Annotated in this window: 18 protein-coding genes; 1 reads left to right on the forward strand and 17 read right to left on the reverse strand. The window is 62.9% G+C overall.

Features of this window, described 5'->3' with window-relative positions; genetic code table 11:
• Positions 1 to 183: 183 nt before the first annotated feature.
• The 16 genes from ABIC50_RS16930 to ABIC50_RS17005 all read right to left on the reverse strand — a co-directional run bounded on the left by ABIC50_RS16930 (position 184) and on the right by ABIC50_RS17005 (position 21576).
• The gene (locus ABIC50_RS16930; protein WP_011659407.1) at positions 184 to 885 is read right to left on the reverse strand and encodes an ABC transporter ATP-binding protein; all 702 of its coding nucleotides are present in this window, start codon (positions 883 to 885) and stop codon (positions 184 to 186) included.
• A complete protein-coding gene (gene livG / locus ABIC50_RS16935; protein WP_105831781.1) occupies positions 885 to 1658 on the reverse strand; it encodes a high-affinity branched-chain amino acid ABC transporter ATP-binding protein LivG in 774 nt (257 codons plus the stop codon). Before livG ends, ABIC50_RS16930 begins: the two co-directional genes overlap by 1 nt.
• Positions 1655 to 2926 carry a high-affinity branched-chain amino acid ABC transporter permease LivM gene (locus ABIC50_RS16940; RefSeq protein ID WP_212070511.1) on the reverse strand — a complete coding sequence of 424 codons (1272 nt, stop codon included), beginning with the start codon at positions 2924 to 2926 and terminating at the stop codon, positions 1655 to 1657. Before ABIC50_RS16940 ends, livG begins: the two co-directional genes overlap by 4 nt.
• 11 nt (positions 2927 to 2937) lie before the next feature.
• Positions 2938 to 3864 carry a high-affinity branched-chain amino acid ABC transporter permease LivH gene (gene livH, locus ABIC50_RS16945; RefSeq protein ID WP_006749488.1) on the reverse strand — a complete coding sequence of 309 codons (927 nt, stop codon included), beginning with the start codon at positions 3862 to 3864 and terminating at the stop codon, positions 2938 to 2940.
• Between the two features lie 171 nt (positions 3865 to 4035).
• Complete coding sequence (locus ABIC50_RS16950) at positions 4036 to 5154, reverse strand: branched-chain amino acid ABC transporter substrate-binding protein (RefSeq protein WP_354165601.1); 1119 nt, start codon at positions 5152 to 5154, stop codon at positions 4036 to 4038.
• A 1765-nt stretch (positions 5155 to 6919) separates the two neighbouring features.
• Entirely contained in the window at positions 6920 to 7717 is a 798-nt protein-coding gene (locus ABIC50_RS16955) for a hypothetical protein (protein WP_354165603.1), read from the reverse strand.
• 67 nt (positions 7718 to 7784) lie between these two features.
• Positions 7785 to 7997, reverse strand: coding sequence for a diguanylate cyclase domain-containing protein (locus tag ABIC50_RS16960; protein ID WP_354165605.1), 213 nt, complete (start codon positions 7995 to 7997; stop codon positions 7785 to 7787).
• A 199-nt stretch (positions 7998 to 8196) separates the two neighbouring features.
• On the reverse strand, positions 8197 to 8586 hold the full coding sequence (locus ABIC50_RS16965; RefSeq protein WP_244100453.1) for an SMI1/KNR4 family protein: 390 nt from the start codon (positions 8584 to 8586) through the stop codon (positions 8197 to 8199).
• Positions 8587 to 8693: 107 nt separating this feature from the next.
• Positions 8694 to 13169 carry a DUF6531 domain-containing protein gene (locus ABIC50_RS16970; RefSeq protein ID WP_354165608.1) on the reverse strand — a complete coding sequence of 1492 codons (4476 nt, stop codon included), beginning with the start codon at positions 13167 to 13169 and terminating at the stop codon, positions 8694 to 8696.
• A gap of 7 nt (positions 13170 to 13176) precedes the next feature.
• The gene (locus tag ABIC50_RS16975; RefSeq protein ID WP_012366673.1) at positions 13177 to 13599 is read right to left on the reverse strand and encodes a DcrB-related protein; all 423 of its coding nucleotides are present in this window, start codon (positions 13597 to 13599) and stop codon (positions 13177 to 13179) included.
• A gap of 21 nt (positions 13600 to 13620) precedes the next feature.
• Complete coding sequence (locus ABIC50_RS16980) at positions 13621 to 15741, reverse strand: type VI secretion system Vgr family protein (RefSeq protein WP_354165610.1); 2121 nt, start codon at positions 15739 to 15741, stop codon at positions 13621 to 13623.
• Positions 15742 to 15873: 132 nt separating this feature from the next.
• Positions 15874 to 17763: a type VI secretion system baseplate subunit TssF gene (gene tssF / locus ABIC50_RS16985; protein ID WP_354165612.1), complete on the reverse strand. Its 1890-nt coding sequence runs from the start codon at positions 17761 to 17763 to the stop codon at positions 15874 to 15876.
• A gap of 330 nt (positions 17764 to 18093) precedes the next feature.
• The gene (yfiB, locus tag ABIC50_RS16990; protein WP_354165909.1) at positions 18094 to 18606 is read right to left on the reverse strand and encodes an outer membrane lipoprotein YfiB; all 513 of its coding nucleotides are present in this window, start codon (positions 18604 to 18606) and stop codon (positions 18094 to 18096) included.
• An 84-nt stretch (positions 18607 to 18690) separates the two neighbouring features.
• Positions 18691 to 19959 carry a diguanylate cyclase DgcN/YfiN gene (gene dgcN / locus ABIC50_RS16995; protein WP_354165615.1) on the reverse strand — a complete coding sequence of 423 codons (1269 nt, stop codon included), beginning with the start codon at positions 19957 to 19959 and terminating at the stop codon, positions 18691 to 18693.
• Complete coding sequence (gene yfiR / locus ABIC50_RS17000; protein WP_354165617.1) at positions 19956 to 20663, reverse strand: regulatory sequestration protein YfiR; 708 nt, start codon at positions 20661 to 20663, stop codon at positions 19956 to 19958. The genes dgcN and yfiR overlap by 4 nt, the downstream gene beginning before the upstream one ends.
• Positions 20664 to 20850: 187 nt before the next feature.
• Entirely contained in the window at positions 20851 to 21576 is a 726-nt protein-coding gene (locus tag ABIC50_RS17005) for an SMI1/KNR4 family protein (RefSeq protein WP_354165618.1), read from the reverse strand.
• A 215-nt stretch (positions 21577 to 21791) separates the two neighbouring features.
• On the opposite strand from ABIC50_RS17005, the gene ABIC50_RS17010 reads away from it, so the two are divergent.
• A complete protein-coding gene (locus ABIC50_RS17010) occupies positions 21792 to 23033 on the forward strand; it encodes an NAD(P)/FAD-dependent oxidoreductase (RefSeq protein ID WP_229063365.1) in 1242 nt (413 codons plus the stop codon).
• A 10-nt stretch (positions 23034 to 23043) separates the two neighbouring features.
• Here ABIC50_RS17010 and ABIC50_RS17015 read toward each other — a convergent pair whose 3' ends face one another.
• Positions 23044 to 23805: a FadR/GntR family transcriptional regulator gene (locus ABIC50_RS17015; RefSeq protein WP_354165620.1), complete on the reverse strand. Its 762-nt coding sequence runs from the start codon at positions 23803 to 23805 to the stop codon at positions 23044 to 23046.
• Positions 23806 to 23858: the final 53 nt, after the last annotated feature.

Genomic DNA, 23858 nt, shown 5'->3' on the forward strand with positions numbered 1-23858 from the left:
TGCTTGCGGCAGATGTAGCTCATTTGACTTCGATCAGAGCTGATTTAACTACAGACTAACTGCGATCGGCATGCAGCTCGCCATGTCAAAGCGTCGCCGGGGATGCGGAGAACCTGAATCTGGTCGGTGTCCCAAAAGCATCGGCTTCGCCGCCAGCCCATTGCAGGCCGGCGGCTTTCCACATCACCCGCCGAGATACGCCTGCTTGATCCGGTCGTTCGCGAGCAGGTTCGCGCCCGTGTCGGCCAGCACCACACGCCCCGTTTCGAGCACGTAGCCGCGATCGGCCACACCGAGCGCCTTGTTCGCGTTCTGCTCGACCAGGAACACCGTGACACCCTCGTCGCGGATCGTCCGGATGATGTCGAAGATCTGCGCGATCACGAGCGGCGCGAGGCCGAGCGTCGGCTCGTCGAGCAGCAGCAAGCGCGGCTTGCTCATCAGCGCGCGGCCGATCGCCAGCATCTGCTGCTCGCCGCCCGACATCGTGCCGGCCCGCTGCGTCGCGCGCTCCTTCAGGCGCGGAAACAGCTTGAACACGTGCTCGATGCCGTCGTCGATCTCGTGACGGCTCGCGAAGAAGCCGCCCATCTTCAGGTTCTCGAGCACCGTCAGGCTCGGGAACACGCGCCGCCCTTCCGGCGAGATCGCCATCCCCTGCCGCATGATCTGGTGCGTCGACATCGCGGTGATGTCGTTGCCCTCGAACAGCACGCGGCCCGACGATGCGCGCGGCGTGCCGCACACGGTCATCATCAGCGTCGTCTTGCCGGCGCCGTTGCTGCCGATCAGCGTGACGATCTCGCCCTTCTTCACCTCGATCGACACGCCCGCGAGCGCCTCGACCGCGCCGTAGTGCGTATGGACCTGTTCCAGCTTCAGCATCACTCTTCCCCCAGATACGCCTTGATCACGCGCGGGTCGTTGCGGACCGCTTCCGGCGTGCCGATCACGATCGGCCGGCCGTGCTCCATCACGAGAATGCGGTCCGACACGCCCATCACGAGGCTCATGTCGTGTTCGATCAGCAGCACCGACACGCCGAACTCGTGGCGCAGCTTGTCGATCAGATGCTGCAGCTCGATCTTTTCCTGCGGGTTGAGGCCGGCCGCCGGCTCGTCGAGCATCAGCAGACGCGGCTCGGTGATCATGCAGCGCGCGATCTCGAGACGCCGCTGGTGCCCGTACGACAGCGTGCCGGCCGGCCGGTTGGCGACCGACCTCAGCCCCATCCGGTCGAGCCACACGGCCGCGCGTTCGAGCGCGTCCTTCTCGGCGCGACGATAGGCGGGCGTCGAGAACAGGCCCGGCAGCAGCCCGGCCTTCACCTTGCGATGCTGCGCGACGAGCAGGTTCTCGACGACCGTCAGCGACTTGAACAGGCGGATGTTCTGGAACGTGCGCACCAGGCCCTTCAACGCGATCTTGTGGCTCGGCAGCCCGCCGATCGCGTGGCCGTCGAGCACGACGTCGCCGCCCGTCGGCTTGTAGAAGCCGCCGACGCAGTTGAACACCGTGGTCTTGCCCGCACCGTTCGGCCCGATGATCGCGAACACCTCGTTACGGCGCACGTCGAAATCGATGCCGTCCACCGCGAGCAACCCGCCGAAGCGCATCTGCAGCCCGGCGACCTTCAACAGTTCTGCATTCGCGCTCATTGCGGCAGCTCCACGTGGGGACGGCTCGCGGGCAGCAGGCCCTGCGGACGCCACATCATCATCAACACCATCACCAGACCGAAGATCAGCATCCGGTATTCGGCGAAGCCGCGCGCGACTTCCGGCAGCACGGTCAGCAGGATCGCCGCGAGAATCACGCCGAGCTGCGAGCCCATCCCGCCGAGCACCACGATCGCGAGGATCAGCGCCGATTCGATGAAGGTGAACGACTCAGGGTTCACGAGGCCCTGACGCGCCGCGAAGAACGCGCCGCCGATGCCCGCGAACGCCGCGCCGAGCGTGAACGCCGACAGCTTGATGCGTGTCGGGTTGAGACCCAGCGAACGGCACGCGATCTCGTCGTCGCGCAGCGCTTCCCATGCGCGGCCCATCGGCATGCGGATCAGGCGGCTCGTCACGAACAGCGTGAAGCCGACCAGCACCAGCGAGATCAGGTACAGGAAGATCACCATGTGCTCGCCGCTGTATTCCAGCCCGATCAGCTCATGGAAGGTCTTCGCGCCTTCGACGCTCGCCGAGCGCGCCATCTCGAAGCCGAACACCGTCGGCTTCGGAATGCTCGAGATGCCGTCCGGGCCGCCGGTGAGGCTCGTCAGGTTGTTCGCGAGCAAGCGAATGATTTCCCCGAAGCCGAGCGTGACGATCGCGAGATAGTCGCCGCGCAGGCGCAGCACCGGGAAGCCGAGCAGGAAGCCGAACGTCGCCGCGGCGACTGCCGCGATCGGCAGACACTCCCAGAACGACAGCCCGAAATACTGGTTCAGCATCGCGTACGTATAGCCGCCGACCGCATAGAACCCGACATAGCCGAGGTCCAGCAGGCCCGCGAAACCGACCACGATGTTCAGCCCGAGACCGAGGATCACGTAGATCAGCGCGAGCGTCGCGACGTCCACCGCGCCGCGCGAGCCGAAGAACGGCCACACGAGCCCGACCGCGAGCAGCACCCAGATGACCACGCGCTGCTGCTGCGCGCCCATCGCGGGCAGCGCCGGCAGCTTCACCGCCGATTTCGCGCGCACGAGCCACGGCTTGAACAGCTGGAACAGGAACACGGCCGCGACCGCGATCCACACCGGGCGCCAGTGCGGCGTCAGCACCACCTGATAGCCGTCGAGCTTCAGCTGCAGCCCGAGCACCGGAATCGTGAGGATCGCCGTCAGGAACGCGGCGGCCACGGCATTCTTCAGCGCCTGGCTGACCGACGCGTCGGCGGCCGGACGGCGAACGGAAATGACTTGACTCATCTGCGTCTCCCTTAGACCTTTTCGATGTCCGACTTGCCGAGCAGGCCGGTCGGGCGGAAGAGCAGGATCAGCACGAGCAGGCCGAACGCCACCACGTCCTTGTACTCGGCCGGCATGTAGCCTGCTGCGAAGGTTTCAGCGAGGCCGAGCAGCACGCCGCCGAGCATCGCGCCCGGAATGCTGCCGATCCCGCCGAGCACCGCGGCGGTGAACGCCTTGATGCCCGCGACGAAGCCGATATACGGATTCAGCTTGCCGATCGTCAGCCCGATCAGCACGCCGCCGACGGCCGCCAGCATCGCGCCGAGCACGAACGTGAACGAGATCACGCGATTCGTATCGATGCCGAGCAGGTTCGCCATCTTCATGTCCTCGGCGCACGCGCGGCACGCACGGCCCATCCGCGAATGCGAGATGAACAGCGTGAGCGCGATCATCAGCACGAGCGTCACGCAGACGATCAACAGACGCGCATACGGAATCGTCACGTCGAAGTCGCCGCCGAGATGGATCTCGAACGCGCCGGAGATCAGCACCGGCACGGACACGTCGCGCGCGCCCTGGCCGATCTGCACGTAGTTCTGCAGGAAGATCGACATGCCGATCGCGGAGATCAGCGGCACGAGGCGCGGGCCGCCGCGCAGCGGCCGATACGCGACGCGCTCGACCGCGAAGCCGTACAGGCCCGTGACGATCACCGACACGATCAGCGCGGCGCCGAGCACGAGCGGCAACGGATAGCCGGCGGAGATGCCGATCGCGGTGAGGGTAACGAGGCCCACGTACGCGCCGATCATGTAGATCTCGCCGTGGGCGAAGTTGATCATGCCGATGATGCCGTAGACCATCGAATAGCCGATGGCGATCAGCGCATAGATCGCACCCAGCGTCAGGCCGTTGACCAGTTGCTGGGCGAATTGAGGAAAGAAGTCAGTCATGTGCGGGAAGCTCCCGTTGGCGCTGGGTCGCATGCCATCGCCGGATCACGGCGTTCGGCCGCGCGCAACGCACGGTGTCGTCTCGGGCCGCCCCTTGGCCGCGCAACGGCCAAATGCGCACCGCCCTGCCCGGGTGACGGGCAGAGCGGTGCGCGGGGCGGGTACTCCGTATTACCGGGCGGCGGTCTTCGTCGCGTCCTTGTGCCACGTATAGACGACGAACTTGAACGACTTCAGGTCGCCCTGCGCGTCATACGCGACCTTGCCGATCGGCGTGTCGAACGTCGTCTTGTGCATGTACGCGGCGACCTTCGTCGGGTCCGTCGTCTTCGCTCCCGCGATCGAGTCGGCGATGATCTTCACCGCTGCGTACGACGGCATCTGGAACGGGCCGTTCGCGTCGCGCTTCTTGTCCGCGAACGCCTTCACGAGGCCTGCGTTGGACGGGTCGGCCGAGAAGTCGGCCGGCAGCGTGACCAGCATGCCTTCCGACGCCGCGCCGGCGATCGCCGTCACGTCCTTGTTGCCCACGCCTTCGGGGCCCATGAACGTTGCCTTCACGCCTTGCTCGCGCGCCTGGCGCATCAGCAGGCCCATTTCCGGGTGGTAGCCGCCGAAGTAGACGAAGTCGACGCCTTGCGACTTCAGCTTCGTGATGATCGCCGAGTAGTCCGAATCGCCGGCGTTGACGCCTTCGAACAGGACGACCGGGATCTTCGCGCCTTCGAGATCCTTCTTCACCGACGACGCGATGCCCTGGCCGTACGACTGCTTGTCGTGCAGGATCGCGACCTTCTTCGGCTTCACGTTGTTGATGATGTAGTGCGCGGCGGCCGGGCCTTGCTGGTCGTCACGGCCGATCGTGCGGAAGATGAAGTGGCGCTTCTTGCCTTCCGTCAGCTGCGGCGCGGTGGCCGACGGCGTGACCATCACGATGCCTTCGTTTTCGTAGATGTCGGATGCCGGGATCGTCGAACCCGAGCACACGTGGCCGATCACGTACTTGATCTTCTGGCTGACGATCTTGTTGGCGACGGCGACCGCCTGCTTCGGTTCGCACGCGTCGTCCATCATCACCACTTCAAACTTGTTGCCGCCCGCACCGCCTGCCGCGTTGATCTGTTCGATCGCGGTCAGCGCGCCGGCCTTCACCATGTCGCCGTATTGGGCGACCGAACCGCTCATCGGACCAGCGATGGCGATCTTCACGGTTTCCGCGTGTGCGGCGGCGGCGCCGGCGGCGAACAGCACGGCGGCGGCGGAAATGGACGTAAGACGGGACAGCGTCATCAGGAGCTCCTCGATGTTGTTAGTCATACGGGCAAAGGCGGCATGACTTGCGCAATCGAACAGCACCCGGGGCGAGGACATGGGACACGCCCGAGACACATGAAGACGGACCTGCGGATGAATGATGCGTAGCGGGGCCCGGCTCTTGCAGTCCCCGAAGGGGACGTCTGGTTCGGAAAGACATCGTGATGCGTCTTGCATTGCGCAAGCGTTTCGCCTGCCCCGCTTGCCAAAGTGCTCGTTCGGAGGGATGGTCCGACAGCCATTGGCAAGGCAGCCGAAATTATATGGGCGTTTTTAAAACGTCTGTCAAAAATGCCGGTGTTATGAGGGAAAACACGGAGAAACTTGCCGGGCGGTGGGTGGCGATGGGGGCGCCACTTGGTGGGGATGGTAACGTTGCGGTGGGTGCAATTGGGTTGCGATTTTGGGTGGATTGGCGGGTGGGAGGCTTGCTGGGTGGGCTTCGCTGTGAGGTCCGGGGGCGCCGCGTACGATTTTTTGGCTTTATAGGGACGTAGCGTTTTAAATCAATCGACTGATGATTGGGTTGGCGTGCACCGATGCGGGGCGTTGGGCCGGAGCGGTCAATCCTTCTGTTTGCCGACGAATTCGGCTCTTGCGAAAGCTGATTGTTATTTTTGTGAAATAATGCGAACTCGCCTCTGCAATCCAGCCAGCCTTCCTGCGTGTCGCGTCCGCCGCGCCCCGTAGTCGCTTCAGGGCCGCTTCGACACCCTTCCGTCGCCCAGCCGCCAGCCAGTGATCTGCCGTTTTTTTGTCCTTGCATATCACCTGGTTCGGATCGCCAATGAATCATCCTCTCCGCCTTTCTTCCGCTGCCGCGCTTGCTTGTGCGCTTTCTGTTTCTACTGTTCATGCTTCCGGGCGCGATTCGCTGGTCGATCGGTCGGGCGGCGCCAACGTGTTTCGTTCGGAACGTCGGGTTGTGGGCCGGGATGATGGGCGTGTGCCGCGGACGACGCGGCAAGTCGAGTATGCGGCGCCAGTCGGACGTAGTCCGTTCGATACGCCGGATACGCGGCCGGTGCGGGTTTCAGGAGATACGCTTGCGCCGCAGTCTTCGGATGAACACGGATCTGGCGATTCGGTATGGCCTTCGAATCGCGTCGCGCTCGGTGCGGGTGGGAGCGATAGCTTCGGGCGCGCATTGCCCAGGCACGAACAGCGTGAACTGAACTGGAATGAATACCTGCGGGCCAGTGGGTCATACGCTCCGGGCGGCGGAAACTCGTATGCGCCGACGCGACCTTTCGATGCCGCTCGCGGTCCACACGGTGCGCCGAATCCGTACGATCCGTCAGTACCGCAACCAGAGACGCGGACGTTCTACGACAACGGCGCGGGTTCGCATTGCACGGCTACGGGTGGTGCGGGGACGGCGCGGTCTTCTTGCAATATCGCTTGGTGATGGTTGCGGGTGGCCGGTGGTGGCTGCCCTATCCGCGGTGCTGCGCTGTTCTATGGGGCACGGTTGTATGCTGGGCCGAGGCTCATTTGTGCTAGTTAAATTCGACTAGGCCGCGCATTGCTGTCCGCGCGGCCTTTTCTATCACCGGTTCAACGGCGATCACGGGCTGGCTCAGTTGCTCGCGCAACACAAGCCGATCGGCTTATCGCCCCAGACGAATCGAGCCAATGTGCAACGCGGCTACCGCATCTCTCATCGCCGCCCTTGAAGCAGTCTCAGCCGCGATCAAGAAAAACAAAAGTCCAAGCTTCCAAAAGCGTGGGCCTGATGAACTCACGGCAATTTTCGCGCCGGCCTATTCGCGGGTGCATTTTGCCACGCGATCAATATTCCCGCCTCTCCGCAGGCGTTGTTTACTTCAGCCAAGTTCACCTCATTGACCACCCAGAGCCACATGTTGTTTGGAATGCTATTCACGGAGCCCCGAGGTGAGTCAGACATAATCCACTCCCGCAACGAAAGATCGTTGATGCGAATTCCCAAGTGCTCCTCGTTGAGTACATTCACGGGATAGATCATTCTGAGCTTCACTCTTTCATAACTCGCCGAGCCTGGCACCCTACCGGGGAGCTCCTTCGTGAAAAGAGACGTATCTTCAAAAGGTAAAATTTTAACCAAATTGACGCCGGTCGAATACGTATATGCAACGGACGATGTTTCCGCATCGTAAGCGATGGCGTATTTACAACTCAAATTCGCCGCAACATTTTCTAGAAACGCCTCTATCTTTTGACTTATCTCACAAAGCGACCTATCGATCTGCACATCGATAAATGACAGCCCTCCGAATTCCGGAACATTCCAACCGAATGAAATCGCCGGAGCACCTCCCTTTTCTCCGTCGTCAAAAACCTGGAATGCAGTAGCTTCCCCAGCCGAAACCTTCCCTCTTAAGTCAGAGAGCGATATTTCACGATCTTCAATAATTCTCTCCCCATCACGAACGACGAACTCCAGAAAAATCGCCCTGCTTGCTTCTTCACCGAACTGAAGAAAAAGGCTTTCAGCGACTCTCAAAGCGGACTTCGTCTGAGCCGGTTCAGTCCCGTAAATTACGATTCCTGTGCTCATTTCTGCTCAGATTCCCGATATCAAATTATCCAGATCAGCCTTTATCGACTGCACATCAGACGCATGCTCAAAACACAAGCATATCCTCTCTCACATTTGGAGGAAGATTTTGCATCGTGTCATAGTTTCGCGTCGTTAGCGTTCGCAATTTCGCCACCCATATCGGCCGGGCCGCGACACCGACCAGCGCCGCGTCATCGGCATCGTGGCCGAGGCAGTCGTTGATCTTCCTGAAGTGGTCACAGTCGATATCTAGAAAAACAAAAGCCCACGCTTCCAAATAGCGTGGGCTTGAGGAAAGGCCGTCGACAGGACCGCAACGCTGACGTGATCAACTCGCCCGCAGAAAAACAACCGCAGGCGACCGAGCGAACTGTGCAACCCGGCCTCCGCGAACTACTGCACGACGCAAAGCGAGTAAGGATAGTTGACGATGATGGAGACCTTCCCGGCAGGCTTATTGAAGCGCCCAATTAACCTCACGCATAAGCATCGCCGTAATCCCTCGTTTTCCAAAAAATATCTATTCCTGAACTTTTATATAGCTCATCAAGCAATTCTGAAAAGCTTAGCGCTATGATCGGACAACTTCCAGCCACGCCGTGAATTTCGAAGTTGCTGTCGTAACACCTTCCACCTCTTTCCTTAGACGTATCGATGGATATGTAATCGCCATTATCCGTTTTGCAGATAGCATACCATGAAAAAGAAATGTCATTCTCGCATGGCTCGCCCACAATGAGCATATTCGTCTGCAGCACCTCGCTGGCAGGCAATATCTTGAATGAGACATTGTCCTTTCCTGCCCTGAACAAAATGATGCCGCCACAAAGATTGTAAAACTCTACGAGATCATTCGGGTATGCCATATCCGCGTTTGGTAGTGGCGGAAGATTTCCACTCACCGGCAAGACTTGGCATCTGCTATCAGATCTTATGATCTCGATAATTTCATTAATCGGCCTCATATTATCCCCTAAAATATCACCGAATCAAATTTACCCGCGTACAAATACTGATTCAACGCCCTGTAATAAGCATCCCTACTCGTTTGCGGAACGTTGGCGGCATCAAACATCTGCTCGGATAATTTCTGCATTTCCCGATTGCTCACGGTCTCCCAATCAACTTTTCCACCAACCGGGCGTCCTGTTTTTTCAGTCAACCAATCTCGGTAGGCGGCTTTTGTGGCTGAATGCGACTCACTAGATAAAGCAATTGTTGGTGAATTGGTCGGATATTTACCACCATATTCAGGCACATTTTTTGCCATCCAAATATCGAGTACTCCATGATGGTTCTCTAAAGGCGAATTACTTGGTCGATATGGAACCACATCGTACTCTTTAACGTCCTCGCAACCGCTCAATCCCAGCGGATCAATCCACGCATCAGGTGCGTGCACATAACCTTGTGTTCTAAATCCACCGTCGAGTCCAATCGGGTCGAAACTGAGATACTGTCCCGAATCTGGATCGTAGTACCGGTTCAGGTTGTAGCACAGTCCCGTCTCATCATCTTCCCATTGACCGGGAAAACGCAACGTCGTATCGATTGAAATTGCGCTGCCGTGCGCATCATTCGCTGCTCGTCTAGCCGGCAGCAGCTTCCCCCAGAGTGTGTACGCCCCCTTCCAGACAGGCTTGCCATGTTCGTCGAACACCGCCTTTGGCAAACCGACTTGGTCCGTCAGAATCGGGTAAATGCCAGTGTCGGTCTCCTGCGCGAGGGGCGAGAAACTACCCGGCTCAATGTGCCATGTCACGACCTGGCCAGTCGTGCCGTCTCGCTGCTCGATCCAGCGTTCGGCCAGCACCGGACCGTCCCACAGAAACTTCACGGTCTCGCGGCCGCCCAGCTGCTGCTTTTCGACTCGGCGGTTGAAAGCATCGTAGCGATACAGCCAGACGCCGCGTTCCGGCGTCACGACCTTCACGAGCCGGTTAAGGCCATCCCACGTGTATTGCCACGTCTTTGGCCGGAACCCAGGCTGTTCCACCTTCTTCTCGATTGTGCGTCCGCGAGCGTCGTACCGATAGCGTGTATAGCCGATCCGTTCCGGCAAGCCACCTCGGCCGTATTGGTGAACGTCCACGGGAGCCTGTCTGCCGTGCGCCGCAATGTTCATCGCCGCGTCGTAACAGAAACGCTCCGCCGGCTGCAGCAGACTTTCTGCCGAGACGATCTGGCCGCGCGTATCACGCCGGTATGTAAGGGTATCGCCGTCGGTTTCAGCGTGTTCCAGTTGTCCGGCGGCGTCGTAGTGATAGATCTGTCGTGTCAATTGCTCCAGCGCACGGGCAGGGGCGGCTTTCAAGGCCTCGAACGCGGCAATCGGACCAGCGATCTGCCTGCACACGCGGCCGAGCGCGTCATACTGCTGCTGCGTAACAAACTCCCCCGCGTGCCGACCGATTTCCCGTCCCAAGCCGTCACGCTGGATGGTCAACCCTCCGACCTGCGTGAGCACACCCAAGGCATCGTACGAATAGGCCGTCTCGCGCCGCGGCGTCATCCGAAGACACCGCTGCCCATCGGCGTCGTAGAAATGCCGCAGCAGTTCGCCGTGCTGATCCTCGCCGATCAGGCGCCCATTCCTGTCGTAAGCGAAGCGCGTCAGATGAAATTGCTCGCCTTGCACCGCGACCGAATCCAGTCGTCCACCCGCATCGTAGCGGTACGCAAGCTTCACGTCTCCGGCATCGACCTCGGTGAGGCGATCGAAACCATCGTACGTGTAGCGCCACTGCCCGCCATCAGGCAGCGTTTTCGCGAGGAGGCGACCAGCAGCGTCCCGCTCGTATTGAATCACGCGACCGCCCCAGTCGGTCTCGGACGCGAGATGTCCGGCTGCGTCGTAGCGGTATGTGTAGCACTCGCCCAATGCGTTTAAGACCTTCGTCAACCGGGTCGCATGGTCGTACTCGAAACGCGTTGCGTGTCCGGCCGCATCGATCGACGCCGTAAGCAAATCAAACGGCCCATATGTTCGCTGGCTCGTGCGTCCGAGCGAATCGGTCCACTCGACAAGCAGGCCCTCGCTGTTGTATCGCGCTCGCGACACTGAGCCATCGGGGCGCGTGATCGCGCTCAACAGGCCGCGCGGATTGTCGGGGCCGGCGGCATAGTCGAAATGGGTCACATGTCCGTCAGGTGACGTTTCTTCCAGTTTCCGACCCAACACGTCGACCTTGCGACGAAAGCGGGCACCGGTCGGCAATTCGATGCCGGTCAGCCGTAACTGGGCGTCGTAGTCGAGGCGGGTCTCTCGATCACCTTGCACCACCCGTAGCAGTTCGCCGTGGGTGCCATAGCGGTAGGTCGTCTTGACGCCATCCGGCTCGGTGCGCGCAATCAACCGGTGTAGATGATCGTATTCAAGCCTGATGCGGCCGCCGGTCGGCAAACGCGCCAGGGTGAGAAATTGAGCATCATCATATTCGAAGTCGATTGCCCGCCCGGAGTTCTCCGTAACCGAAATCAGTTGGCCTCGTTCGTCGTACCGATAGTCGGTCCGTCGCCCAATCGGATCGATCCGTGCCATCAAACGACCGAGCTCCCATTCCGAGCGCGTGCAATGGCCAAGCGGATCGGTTTCGGCTGTTACAAGACCTTCGTCGTCATAGTCGTAGGTCCATTCGCCGTCGACATCGATCACGCGAGTGCGGCCGGCTTCGTAGAGGAACCGGCCCGTGTGATAGCCCTGCTGTGTACCGGTCTCGACTACACGGCCGGCGGTGTCGTATTGATATCGGACTTCGGTCTGGTCAGTATCCCGCCATTGGGTCATCCAGCCGTGCGCATCGTACGCGTAATGGAACTGCCCAAACTGGAAGCTCGCCACGTGGGTAAGCATGCCGTTCTGGTAGTCGTAGTCCACGAGTGTTCGGAAACTCCCGTCCGCATCGTGGAGGACGATCCGTTGCAGCCGCCGTTCGCGCCCGGGATAGGTAATCTCAAGCCGATAGCCATCGCTATGGGCCATGCCACTCAAACGGCCAGCAGGGTCGTAGGAAAGAACGATTGCGTTACCGTCGAGGTCCTCGATCCGCTCGAGGCGCGAAGACCCGCCGTCGATAAGAGGCGTGAAAATACGCAGTTGCCGCGTATCGCGATCGAAGATTCGCGGTTCAAGTCGGCTTCCGACCAGCCGATAGCGCGGTTCGCGCAAGTTGATGCCGTTGAGCGCCATGTCCGGCGCGTCGAAGCCGATCGCAAGACCCGCTCCATCGTGAAATCTCACGAAGCGACCGCCATCGAATGTCAAATGCTGCGACCAGTTGTCCGACCAGCGGTGACCGAGCAATCCATGATCGTCCGATCGAGTCCGATAGCGTCGTCTGAACTCAAGTGGCAGGATGCCGGGAATGGCGAGGTCCGTGCGGATTTCCAGCATTTCACCGGATACCGGATCAACCGGATCCTTGCACTTCGGTCGGTTCTCGTCCCTGATGCCCGTCTGTTCAGCGGACCGGGTCGGCTCCGGCCTAAATGTTTCGCGCATCCCCTTGCCGGCAAATTTTCCGACTCCGCCGCCTACAATCCCGCCGAGCAACCCCGCCAGGAATTCCTGAGTCGCGGTCAACTCCGGGTTCTTCGGGCCATAGTGCCCAGTCGTCTTGTCGATCCAGATACTGTTGCGCCCCGAATTGACCTTGCCGCTACAGTGAGTCTCGTGACCGATCCGTACCAGCGGCAGGCCGTTGACGAACACTGTCTTGCTGCCATCGACGAGTGGCTGCGGCACGCCGGAATGGTGATCGCATTTCACCAGGTCCGTGACGCGCGCCACCTTTTTGCCTTCAAAGTACACATCGCCCGAGCCGGTGACAATCTCGCCACAGTTGCTGCCCATACTTTGGCTGGCAGACGCAAGTGCGCCACCGAGAGTCAGGCCGCCCGCCAAGCACGCCCCGACGATCAACGCCCCGGCGAGTCCTCCCGTCGCCACGGTGGCTGCCACCGCCACGCCAATCGCGACTCCCACGGCGATACCGGCGAGAATTCCCATGAAGCCCGACGAGTGTGCAATCCGGTCGCCAATGCATGCGGGGTGTGGATCGCCGCGGCCGATTGTGAGGCCAAGTGCGTCACCGACCTGCGTAAACTCCTTTGAGAGCCAGCCGGTAACGCCGACTTTGTCGAGCGCCCAAGCTCCGCCGACTGCAATCGCCAGCGGCAGCATCACCGTACCCGCGGCGACCGCACCTGCGCCCAATGCCGCTCCACCGGTTGCACCGCCTGCCAACGCGGTACCCGCCGCACCCAACCCGGCGGCGGTCCCCTCAATCGCGGTCAGGCCTGCATCGGCACCGAGCATCCCATAGTTGAGATTCTCGTAAAACGGCTGCTCGGCCGCTTTGGCGGCTTCACCGTCTTCCAGCTTGGCGATCTGATCGAGACGTTCTTGTGCGCTGCCGCTGGGCTCGTTGTAATTCGGCGTGTCCGACATTGCAGCCTCAGATCGGATCGCGCAACTGAAGGCTCTGAATCACAGCCTCGATTTGTTCGCGCTGGGTGTCGCTCAGCGTACCGGGCGCAGTGAAGGTCAGCATCAGGACGACGTGCCCGTACTCCACCATCGTCAACCGCTGGTGAATCGGCGCATGGTTGTTCACCCACGTAAACTCGTGCACGTGGGCGGCGCGCCCGGCCACAGTGGCATCTTCATTTGCAACCTCGGAATAATCCGGCACCTGCTTCGCCACCTTCCGGATTTCGCTTGACACATACTCGGCGAACTTCATTCCCCACGGCAGGCGCTCGCGCGTGATCACGAAACTCACGCCCTCCGTACCTGTCGCCGCCGACACGAATACGTTCATCGTCTTGTCCTGCCACTCCATGGGCAGCGCCAACGTGCCTTCTTGCATCTGGTACATGCTTTGTTATCCTGATTGGTGTTAGCCGTTCTTCGGATTGATGTCGGTTCGGGATGCCTGGATATTGATATTGCTATCGTCGAGGTGAATCACCGACTCGCCCTTATAGATGTCGATCGAGTCAGCCGTCATGTGAATCCGCGTGCCGCCATCGCCACCGATCTTGATCCAGAGTTCCTTGGCTTCGAGCGTATGCACACCTTGCGGAGTCTGATGCGACGTGTTGCCCTGCGCGACAACGTCCGACAGATTGCCGACCGCGATGGATGTCGTATGGTTGCCCTTCCCGACCTCGACGGTCCGGTCGCCTTTAAGAACTTGAGTCCATTGCGCGTCCTCGACAACGGTATGCATGTCCTTCTGCGCATGCATATAGAGCATTTGCGCACCATTGACGTCGCTCATCAGCAACTCGTTGCCCCCCTGCCCCTTATGCGTCTGGCTCTTGATCCCCATCGTCTGGCCGCCCGCACCGTGATACGGGTTGCCTTGCTCGCCGTTGAACACGCGGCCGACGATCACCGGGTTGTCCGGATCGCCCTGATTGAACGCCACGAGCACTTCCTGCTTGATCCGCGGAATCGCGGCCGCACCCCAGCCGTCGCCCGCCCACGGTTGCGACACGCGCACCCACATCGAGTCGGAGCCGTCCTTCTTGCCGCGTCGATCCCACGGAAAGTGCACTTTCACCGCGCTCCCGTTCGTATAGATCTCCTCGCCCTTCGGGCCGACGACGATCGCCGACTGCGTGCCGTGAATCACCGGTTTCGGCGTCGCACGTGGCGCGCGGTACGGAATCTTCTTCGGCAACAGCGCGAAGCTGTTGCGGTACGGCAGTTTTGCGCTGTGCTGCGTGTAGTCGTTCACGGCCTCGTGACGCACGTGCAGGATCACGTATTCCTGGTTGTTCTCGAGAACCGGATGATTCGCCACGGTCACGGCGCCGGCCGTCGTCATGCGCCATGCATAGCCGCCGCCGGTATAGCGATGGGCCTGCGCCTCTTCAGCTTCCATCGCGAAGCGCGCGTAGCGATTGCCGTCGTCGCCATGGTCGTACAGCGACTGGTGCTCGAACCGTTCAGTCGCGTCGAGCCGCGCATGCTTGAGGTTCTGCGGCTCGGCTTCCACCAGCATCAGCGGCGACGACGGATTCTGATAATTGAAGTCGCGAAACGTGACCTTGCCGACACCGAAGCGCCGGCCTTCGTGCAATTGGTCGATACCGCTGTCTTCGCTCGCCTCGGTCGCGGCGAACGGCACGGTGGCCAGCCCGTCGATCGGACGGAACAGCAGGTTCGTGTCGCCGATCACGAGAAAGTGCTTGTCCTTCTCGTAGCGGTGCGTCCAGACCAGACCCTCCTGCTCCATCAATCGCGCGCAGAAGTTGTAGTAGGACTCCTGATACATCACCACGTACTCGAGCGGCTTCTGGCTCGTCCGGATATCGAACACGAAGTCGGAAAACCCGTGCTCCTGGAAAATCTCGGTGAGGATGTCCTGCGCGGTCTTGTTCTGGAAAATCCGGCAGTCGGTCGAGCGCGTCAGGAACCAGAACCACGGCACGGCCGTCAGGTGATACTGCGTGACATTCCCGGGGTTGCCGGCCCGGTCGAACGACGCCACGTAGCCATCGAAGTAACGGTCGTTCTCGCCGGTGCCCGCTGCCACGACGCGCTCGAGCGTCGACAACCGCGCCTGCTGGTCGAACCGGATCTTGACCTGCTGGCCGATCAGGTCGTCCGGGCGCAGGTCATGGCGATGCGACAGCAGGTCGAGATGGATTTCCGGCAACCGGTTCACGTACTCGTCGACGACGGCCGCGCTCACCAGCAGCACATCGGGCCCAAGCGGCGTATCGAGCGTCACGTAACGATTGAGCTGGGTCAGGCGCGCGGGGTTGGCTGCGCCGTTGATCGCCTCGGCAATCGCGCCGGGCGTCTTGTCCATCAGCGAGAAACCGGTTTGCGCGAGCTGCATCGCGCGCTGGACGGTGTCGACGTGCCCGGCCAGGCCGGCAAGCGGCCCGACGCTCCCGGCAACACCCGACGCGATCGGCGCGGCAAGGCCGCCGAGCGCGCTCAGGGATCCGAGCGCACCACCGCCCAAACCGTTGGGAATACCCCCGTTCGGAGCGAAACTCATTCTTGTTCCTTGCTTATGTTCTCAGGTTCTATCGGCCGGTTTCCCAAGCCGAGGCTTCGATAATGTAGGTCAAAACCCGACCGCGCGAAAGCGCCGCGCAAACGTTTTCGTTCGCACCCCGATAATCGGAAATCAGACCAGCGGCTGAAGGCCCGGGCACGGTTGTCCGCGCCGAAGCAACGCTCCGGTCTGCGCTGAAAAGAACACGACCTGCACGAAGCTGGTGACGGGCACGTACGGCGCTAAAAACCGGTCCATCACGTGCGCGAACCCACCCAGGCTGAATCCGGCGAAACGCTGTTCGTCCACGACCAGTCGCACTTCCAGTCCCGACACGAACGCCGATGCCGGCTTGCCGGGCAGCCAGCACCGTACGCGCGCGGTCGACAGCGAAACGAGCGCATCGAAGCGCCGACCGGCGTCGACGGAGCCTTCCGCCCAGCGTACGCAAAGCCGCCGAAGCTGGGCCAGTCCGCCGTTGTCCAGCCGGACCGCCTGCGGGACGAGGAGCGACAGCAAATCCCACAGCTCGCCGTAGCGGAAAGCCGGCGGCCGGCTCCGGGTCGGCCGGTTCAGCAGCATGATCGCGCCCATGGGGTCGCCTTCCGCCAACGCCAGTTCGCACGCCTGCATCCCGGACAGGTCGCCCTGCGTACACGAAAGCCGGATCGCCAGCTTGCGCTTGCCCGGATCGGCTGGTCGGCCGTCGCGGTCGGTCAGCTCGAGCTCGACGCCGTTGAGCGGTTCTGGCGTCTCACCCGGGGCCCAGGTCGGCGTCCGCGCCTTGTCCGTCGGTTTGCTGTCGGGATCGACGGGCTTCCGTTTCGGTGCCCGTCTGGCCTCGTCGCGCAATACCGTCCAGAACAACCCCGGACCGCTGTCCATGCCGTGCCGTAGCGAATGGAACGGCGCCAGGCTCGATGTACCCGCGTCGGAGATCTGACGAACGGAGTCGATCGACCAGATGTCCGCCTGCGACGTACCGGCCTGAGCCAACGCCTTCACCGGGTAATACGCGCAACCGGCGTGCGTCTCGATCGGCGCCGCATCGTCAGGGAACAGGTTGATCACGGGCGTACAGAACAAGCGCACATGGTCAGCGGTCGCGGCGGCCAGACGCTGGCCGCGATGCGAGTCCGGATGCACGCCGGCGATCGCGAGGTGCAGCGCGACGCGACGACTATCTCCGGCGGCCCGCTTGAGCGGTCGCATGTCGACGTCGACAAAGTCGAAACGCTCCGGAGCAGCGCAGTACGCCATCAGCAAGTGAAACGGCGCCAGGGTGTCATCAGGCCCCAGGTCGAGCAGTGCATCGGCCGACTCGAGCCCGACGGCCGTCAATGCGCCGCCCGCAACGCGCTTCCAGCGACCGGAATCACCCGCTTCGACGAAAGTTCGTACGGCAAGCAGCAGCGCGGCGTCCGTGAGTGCCGCGACGACTTCGCGCGCGCCGGTGAAGTGCACGCGCAACTTCTCCGGCACGATCGCGAAGGTCGCTTCCGTCGAGGTCAGTTCGAACACGACAGTCAGCAACCCGGTCGTTTCCGCAGGCAACACCGCATCTCGCGGCGCGATCGCCGACGTCGTGTAACGCACCGCCGCAACAGTCAACGGCACGATCGTGACTTCATCAGCGATACGAAATACCTCCCGGCCGGCGGGTGCGATCAATCGATCTCCGCGCAGGATGACGCGAGGTGCGGTCTGCTTGTCGGTCCGGTCACCATGGAATTGCGCGATCGCGCAAGACGGAAACGGGCGCAGGAACGCACCGTGCAGCGATTCGAGAAGGGCGTGCGTAAACGCCGGCACATCGTCTTCGACGCGGATGTCGTGCGCCGCCGCCATCAACGCGAACGACTGCAGCAGGCGTTCGACGTGCGGATCATCCGAACGCCCGCCGGTAATCGCAAGGCGGGCGGCGATTTTGGGGTAACGCTGCGCGAACGTCTGCATCGAACGGCGCAGCAGTGCGATCTCGCGTTCGAAGTGCGCAAGCAGATCGTTGGGTCCAGGAGCCATACACGTTCCGGTAGCCGCTGCGCTCGCCGGTGGGCCATGCAGCGTTCAAACAAGGCGGAACGATTCTATTCAGGCAATTGAAAGCTTCATTGCGAATTCATCGCGCAGCGTCCGGTCACGCGGGAAGCCGATTCGTCCCGGATGCCGCGAACGTCAAGGTCCGCCGCGCGTGGACAGACGCTCACGCGGGCGTCTGGCAATCGTGGCGAATAGTTACAACAGACCGCCGAGACATTGCGGTATTCGTGCATTCAACAACGGCCGTCGCCCGCTTGCGTGTCGACGAATGCCAACTCCAAATCGCGGCGCGGCAGCGCACGAAACGCCCCCTCACCGCGGCGAAACCACAATCGCCGCCCGCCGATTCTGCGCCCGCCCCATCGGCGTCCGGTTATCCCCCACCGGATCGCTCTTCCCCTTCCCTATGACCGCAACCCGCTTCCCGTCCAGCCCCACATCCACCAGCTCGATCGCCACCACTTCCGCCCGCCGCCGCGACAGCTCCCGATCGTAAGCCACCGTCCCCTCGTCGTCGGAGTACCCATAAACCCGCACCCCATTGATTCCGGCCGACCTCAACGTCCTCCCGATCCGCTCGACGATCCGCCTCACGTCCGGCTTCAGGTTATACCGGTCGAAATCGAACAAAATCGGCCCGCTCGAGCCAAACTCGAACCCTTGCCCCGTCTCCTGAAACCCGGCCGACTTCAGCGCCGTGACCTGCGTCTGCGTGAGCCCCCGATGCAGCGTCGGCGGCGTCTTGCACCCGCCAAGCAACAGACACAGCAGCACCGCGCTTCCGACGCACCGCCTCCCAATGCTCACCGGCAACGAGCTTTTCATCATCGTCCCCTTCGTATGCGCCCGCGCCGCGTGCGCTTCTTATCCCGCCGCCGCGGCCTCGTCCGCGGCGCGAAACGATCGACATCACACCCGCCCGGCAACGCCTTCCGCCCACTGCCACGTCCCCGGCCGCGTGCGCTTGGCGCGGTACATCGCGGCATCCGCCGCCCGCAGCAAGCCGTTCGCGTCCGACGCGTGATCGGGATACAGCGCCACGCCGGCACTCATCATGGTGGCCACCATGCGTCCGTCGGGCAGCTCGATCGACGGCACCATGCCGGACAAAATCTCGTCGGCGATCCGGCACACGCTTTCCACTTCGCGCACAGTGCCCAGCATCACCGCAAATTCGTCGCCGCCCAGGCGCGCGACCAGATCCGTCTCGCGCACCTGCGTGCGGAGCCGCGCCGCGACGCCGACCAGCACCGCGTCGCCTGCATCGTGGCCCAGGCAGTCGTTGATCTCCTTGAAGCGGTCGCAGTCGAGATACAGGATGGCGACCCGCTGACCGGTCACCACGGCATCGCAAAGCGCCACCGACAGCCGCGACTCGAACTGCGCACGGTTGGGCAGCCCGGTGAGCGCATCGTGCGTCGCCTTGTGTTCGAGCGATGCGTTTTCGTCGCGCAGCGTGTTCTGCCAGTCTTCCAATTCGTCGAGCAGCGCGTTGAAGTCGTCGCCGAGCTGGTTGAGTTCGGCGATCGTCGCGGGCTCGACGCGCCGCCCGAACGCACGCTCGCGCCGCACGGCATGCGCGACGCCGGCGAGCGCGCGCAACGGCGCAACGATGTTGCGCAGCAGTCGCTTCGAGCTGACATACGCGCCGAGCACGCTGACGGCCAGGCAGCCGAGAATGCCGCCGATGCCACCCAGTAGGAATCCGAAGAATTGGTGTCCGCGGCCACGCACGATGACCTGACCGACGACGATGCCGTCGTGCATCACCGGAATGGTCACGGGCCCGGGCAGCGCGAGATCGGCGACACCGCGCTCGAGTCGGGCGATCCGGCCTTCGGCGGGCAGCTTCCACGTGGCGAACAACTGTCCTCTGGCATTGGTGACGACCACCTGCGCGACGTCCTCGTCGTTGGCGATGGTTGCGATCGCCTCGTTTGCCGCGACACGGTCGCCGAACACGAGCGCGGCCTCGACCGTATAGCCGAGCGAGCGGGCCAGCAGGTTCAGGTTGTTGCCGGCATACGCGCGCAACGCGATCACGGCGACGACGATCAGCGACACGGCGGCCATCGCAACCGCGACGAAGGCGAGGCGCAAATGCGCGCGACGCAGCACGCTTTGCAGCGTCGGGCGCGGCACGCGTGAAGACGAAATGGGGGGCGCGGAACGTGTCATGGCGTCAGCGGCCGTCGCGCGAGATTGAGCACGTTCGGATGCACGCGCACGCCACTGCGCGCGACGGCGTCGAGATTGATGTCGAACGTCACGCGTTCGCCATCGACGGCGAGGCAGAACATGGCACCCGCGGTGCAGGACTCGTCGTGTTCGGCGATCGTCAGCACCGGGCGGCCCGCCAGCGCGGCTCGCACCCGCGCTCGCTGATCGTCGCCCAGGGTGCCGAGATACACGACGTCGCATGCGAGGCCGAGCGCGGGATCGTCGAAGCGCACGCGCTGCACGTCGAGCACGGTCGAGCCGGCCTGCAACGTGTCGGTGAGGCCGGCCGCGTAGTCGGGGCGACCGGTCACGCACAAATGCAGACGAACGGGCGTCGACGGCCAGCGCGTGAAACTGACGATGCCGAGCACGACCTGGCGCACGGTGGAGTCGTGTGAGGAAATCGCGGGATTGGCAGGAGTGACGGCCGGCGCGGGGGCGGCGATTCGCACGGTTTCGCCCGGCTCGTCCGGATCGGCAGACGCCCCGGCGAGGACGGCCGGCGCCCCGCTCAGAACGCAAACGATTGCGACGAACGCGCGGCGTAACGTGGCGACTCGGCCCGGTCGGCCGGACGCCGTATGCGCAGCGATTGCCGCCGCGCGCACTGGCGTCGATACGGCTGCATGACTCGCAGCCGCCGCGCACACACTCGCATCCATGATGGAAACATCTGCTGCAGTCGTTCCCGGCGCTACCGCTTACCTGCATGCGCATGCAAGCACCGTCTCACGCGCACGAATGCTTCCATCTTAGGTAAAAATTCGTATCCCAAACCAGTGGGATACACCCGCAAGTAACGTCATACGGTACGCAGAAACGACGCGGCACGTCCGCCCGCATATCAGGTCACCGCTTGTCGGCTTCCTCGACGAAGATCTCGAACCACGCGTTCATGACGGCCCAGAAATCGACCGGCTCGAGTTCGGTCGGATTCTCGTGCCACCAGAGTCGTCCAGCCGCGCTGCCGTCGCCGGCACTGTCGCGAAGATCCACGCACAGATAGTCACCGCTGCCGTTCTGAAATATCGTCCACACGAGATCCGGGTTCACGCCGAGCTTGCGTGTCTCGTCGGGCGTCAGGTCGAGCTTGTCGGTCAGCGCGGTCTGGTCGCCGATCGGCATCGGTCCCATCGAATTGGCGGGAAAGAAGGTCCAGCCATCGTGCACGTTCTCGTAGAACAATCGCAGATCATCCGGCAGCGCGCGCCAGAACGATTCGTCGACAGGCGCCCGCTCGCCGAGCGGCATGCGACCGATGAAGAAATCCAGATCGCCGGACTCGACCGTGTACGGATACAGCAGCATGACGTCGCCATCATCGCTGCGAAACACAGCCGGCCGCGCGAGCTTGTCGCGAAAGAATTGCGCAACCGCCGGCAATCGATCGATGACGCCTGCCCACATCTGCACAAGCTCGTCGGCAACCCGATCATCTGAAGCACTCAGCAACGCGAGCCACGTCGGCGGCACCTCGACGCCGGCCGGAATCTCATGCGCCGCGAGCCACACGCTGCCGGTCGCCCGGAAGCGCTTCAACTCCGCTGCGTATGCGTATGCGGACAACTCGATCATCGCGCGTCACCGTTGAATGTCGAAACCCGCGCATTCTACTGTCCCGCATGACGGCGACGATCGCGAATCACCACGCGCGGGCCACGCGCACCGAGTCGGCGACGCGCCCCCCCTTGGTGCCCCGCCCCACCGCGAGTATCCTTGCGGTTCGAGCCACTCCAACCAGGGCGCACACCGCACCGCGGCCAGGCGCCCCCGCTAACGGCCAATACACGATGGACTTCGACGTAATCGTTCTGGGCGCAGGCATCGTCGGCGTCTCTGCCGCGCTGCACCTGCAGGATCGCGGCCGCAAGGTCGCCCTCGTCGACCGCGGCGCGCCCGGCGAAGGCACGAGCTTCGGCAACGCCGGGCTGATCGAGCGCTCGTCGATCGAACCGTATCCGTTTCCGCGCAGCCCGTTCACGCTGATGCGCTACGCGCTGAACCGCTCCACCGATCTCTACTGGCACAGCACGTCGCTGCCCGCGTTCGCGCCGTGGCTCGCGCGTTTCTGGTGGGAATCGGCGCCGATGCGTCACGCAGCCGCGTCGCGCGACATGCTGCCGCTGATCGAGCGCTGCATCGTCGAGCACGACGCGCTGATCGCGCGTGCCGGCGCAGGGGAACTGGTGCGTGCAAGCGGCTGGATGGAAGCGTTCCGCACGCCGGCCGCATTCGAACGCGCGGTCGCCGATGCAGGGCTCACCGCGCGCCGCCACGGGCTCGGCATCACGCCGCTCGATGCCGCGGCACTTCGTGATCAGGAACCGAGCCTCGCGCCCGGCTTCTGCGGTGCGCTGCACTGGCTCGATCCGAAAAGCGTCGTCGATCCATCCGCGCTCGTCAAAACCTACGCGCAACTCTTCGTGCAAGGTGGCGGCACACTGCTCACCGGCGATGCCGCGAGCCTCGACGCATTGTCGCCGGGCTGGCAGGTCACGACGGAACAAGGCAAGATCGCCGCGCCAGCCGTGGTCGTCGCGCTCGGCCCATGGTCCGACACAGTGTTCGGCAAGTTCGGCTACAAGATTCCGCTGCGCGAGAAGCGCGGCTATCACATGCACTACGCGCCGTCCGAACGCGGCGCGCCGTCGGCGCCGATCGTCGATCGCGAATACGGCTACGTGATCGCGCCGATGCGGCGCGGATTGCGGCTGACCACCGGCGTCGAGATCGCGCGGCGCGGCCTGCCGCCGACAGGCGTGCAGCTCGATCGCGCGGAGCGCGTCGCACGCCCGGTGTTCGGCTTCGGCGAACGGCTCGACCCGCAACCGTGGCTCGGCTTCCGGCCGTGCACGCCGGACATGCGGCCGGTGATCGGCCCCGCGCCCGCGCATCGCGGGCTGTGGTTCTCGTTCGGGCACAACCATCACGGGCTCACGCTCGGCCCCGTCTCCGGCCGCCTGCTGGCCGAGATGATGACGGGGGAAGCACCGTTCACCGATCCGACGCCCTACCGCGCCGACCGCTTCTGAGCCCGCGCGCTCAGTCGAGCGCGCGGCCGAAGATCCGGATCACCTCGTCGAGATGCTCGGCCATTGCGCGGCGCGCGGCGTCGGGGTCGCGTGCGCGGATCGCGTCAAGGATCGCGCGGTGTTCCAGCTCCGACCGGTGCGGCATGTCGTTGGGCATGTACAGCGACTGCAGGCGCTGGAACATCAGGTCGTACTTGTGCGCGAGCAACTGCTTGATCATCAGCGCATAAGCCGGGTTGTCGCTCGCCTCCGCGATACGGATATGGAACAGCCGGTCGCCCGGATGCGTGAGCGAGCCGCTGCGGTTGTCTTCCTGGTTACGCAGGAACGCTTCGTGAATCCCTTCGATCTGCTCGTCCGAGCCGTGTTTCGCCGCGAGCGATGCGGCTTCCGGCTCGATCAGCCGGCGCGCCTGCAACAGCGCGAACGGCGGGATTTCGGTATCGAGGTCGAGCGCGATGCCGAGCTCGGGATCGATCTCGACGATCGAAAACGGCGCAACCTTCGTCTCGTGCCGCGGTTCCGGCGCGGCAGCCGCCTCGGGTTGGCGCACCTTCACGCCGTCGCCGACACGCACGCTGACGAGCCCGCTCACTTCGAGCGCGATCAGCGCCTCGCGCACCGACGTGCGCGACACGCCGAACTGCTCGGCCAGTTCGCGCTCGGGCGGCAGATAGCTGCCCGGCGGAAAATCGCCGGACCCGATCATCGCGCTGAGCTTGTCGGCGATCTGCTGGTAGAGGCGGCGGTTCTGAATCGGCTGGATGGACATACGTTGATACAGGTAAGCGGTTGCGTTGCGGACGGCCCGACGCGTGAAGCATC

The organism is Burkholderia sp. 567 (genome assembly GCF_040545115.1).
GTDB lineage: Bacteria > Pseudomonadota > Gammaproteobacteria > Burkholderiales > Burkholderiaceae > Burkholderia > Burkholderia ambifaria.

What these genes read in the sequence shown, in the direction of transcription:
- ABIC50_RS16930 (WP_011659407.1), bottom strand. Translation starts at nt 885, where the DNA reads ATGCTGAAGCTGGAACAGGTCCATACGCACTACGGCGCGGTCGAGGCG.
- livG (WP_105831781.1), bottom strand. Translation starts at nt 1,658, where the DNA reads ATGAGCGCGAATGCAGAACTGTTGAAGGTCGCCGGGCTGCAGATGCGC.
- ABIC50_RS16940 (WP_212070511.1), bottom strand. Translation starts at nt 2,926, where the DNA reads ATGAGTCAAGTCATTTCCGTTCGCCGTCCGGCCGCCGACGCGTCGGTC.
- livH (WP_006749488.1), bottom strand. Translation starts at nt 3,864, where the DNA reads ATGACTGACTTCTTTCCTCAATTCGCCCAGCAACTGGTCAACGGCCTG.
- ABIC50_RS16950 (WP_354165601.1), bottom strand. Translation starts at nt 5,154, where the DNA reads ATGACGCTGTCCCGTCTTACGTCCATTTCCGCCGCCGCCGTGCTGTTC.
- ABIC50_RS16955 (WP_354165603.1), bottom strand. Translation starts at nt 7,717, where the DNA reads ATGAGCACAGGAATCGTAATTTACGGGACTGAACCGGCTCAGACGAAG.
- ABIC50_RS16965 (WP_244100453.1), bottom strand. Translation starts at nt 8,586, where the DNA reads ATGGCATACCCGAATGATCTCGTAGAGTTTTACAATCTTTGTGGCGGC.
- ABIC50_RS16970 (WP_354165608.1), bottom strand. Translation starts at nt 13,169, where the DNA reads ATGTCGGACACGCCGAATTACAACGAGCCCAGCGGCAGCGCACAAGAA.
- ABIC50_RS16975 (WP_012366673.1), bottom strand. Translation starts at nt 13,599, where the DNA reads ATGTACCAGATGCAAGAAGGCACGTTGGCGCTGCCCATGGAGTGGCAG.
- ABIC50_RS16980 (WP_354165610.1), bottom strand. Translation starts at nt 15,741, where the DNA reads ATGAGTTTCGCTCCGAACGGGGGTATTCCCAACGGTTTGGGCGGTGGT.
- tssF (WP_354165612.1), bottom strand. Translation starts at nt 17,763, where the DNA reads ATGGCTCCTGGACCCAACGATCTGCTTGCGCACTTCGAACGCGAGATC.
- yfiB (WP_354165909.1), bottom strand. Translation starts at nt 18,606, where the DNA reads ATGAAAAGCTCGTTGCCGGTGAGCATTGGGAGGCGGTGCGTCGGAAGC.
- dgcN (WP_354165615.1), bottom strand. Translation starts at nt 19,959, where the DNA reads ATGACACGTTCCGCGCCCCCCATTTCGTCTTCACGCGTGCCGCGCCCG.
- yfiR (WP_354165617.1), bottom strand. Translation starts at nt 20,663, where the DNA reads ATGGATGCGAGTGTGTGCGCGGCGGCTGCGAGTCATGCAGCCGTATCG.
- ABIC50_RS17005 (WP_354165618.1), bottom strand. Translation starts at nt 21,576, where the DNA reads ATGATCGAGTTGTCCGCATACGCATACGCAGCGGAGTTGAAGCGCTTC.
- ABIC50_RS17010 (WP_229063365.1), top strand. Translation starts at nt 21,792, where the DNA reads ATGGACTTCGACGTAATCGTTCTGGGCGCAGGCATCGTCGGCGTCTCT.
- ABIC50_RS17015 (WP_354165620.1), bottom strand. Translation starts at nt 23,805, where the DNA reads ATGTCCATCCAGCCGATTCAGAACCGCCGCCTCTACCAGCAGATCGCC.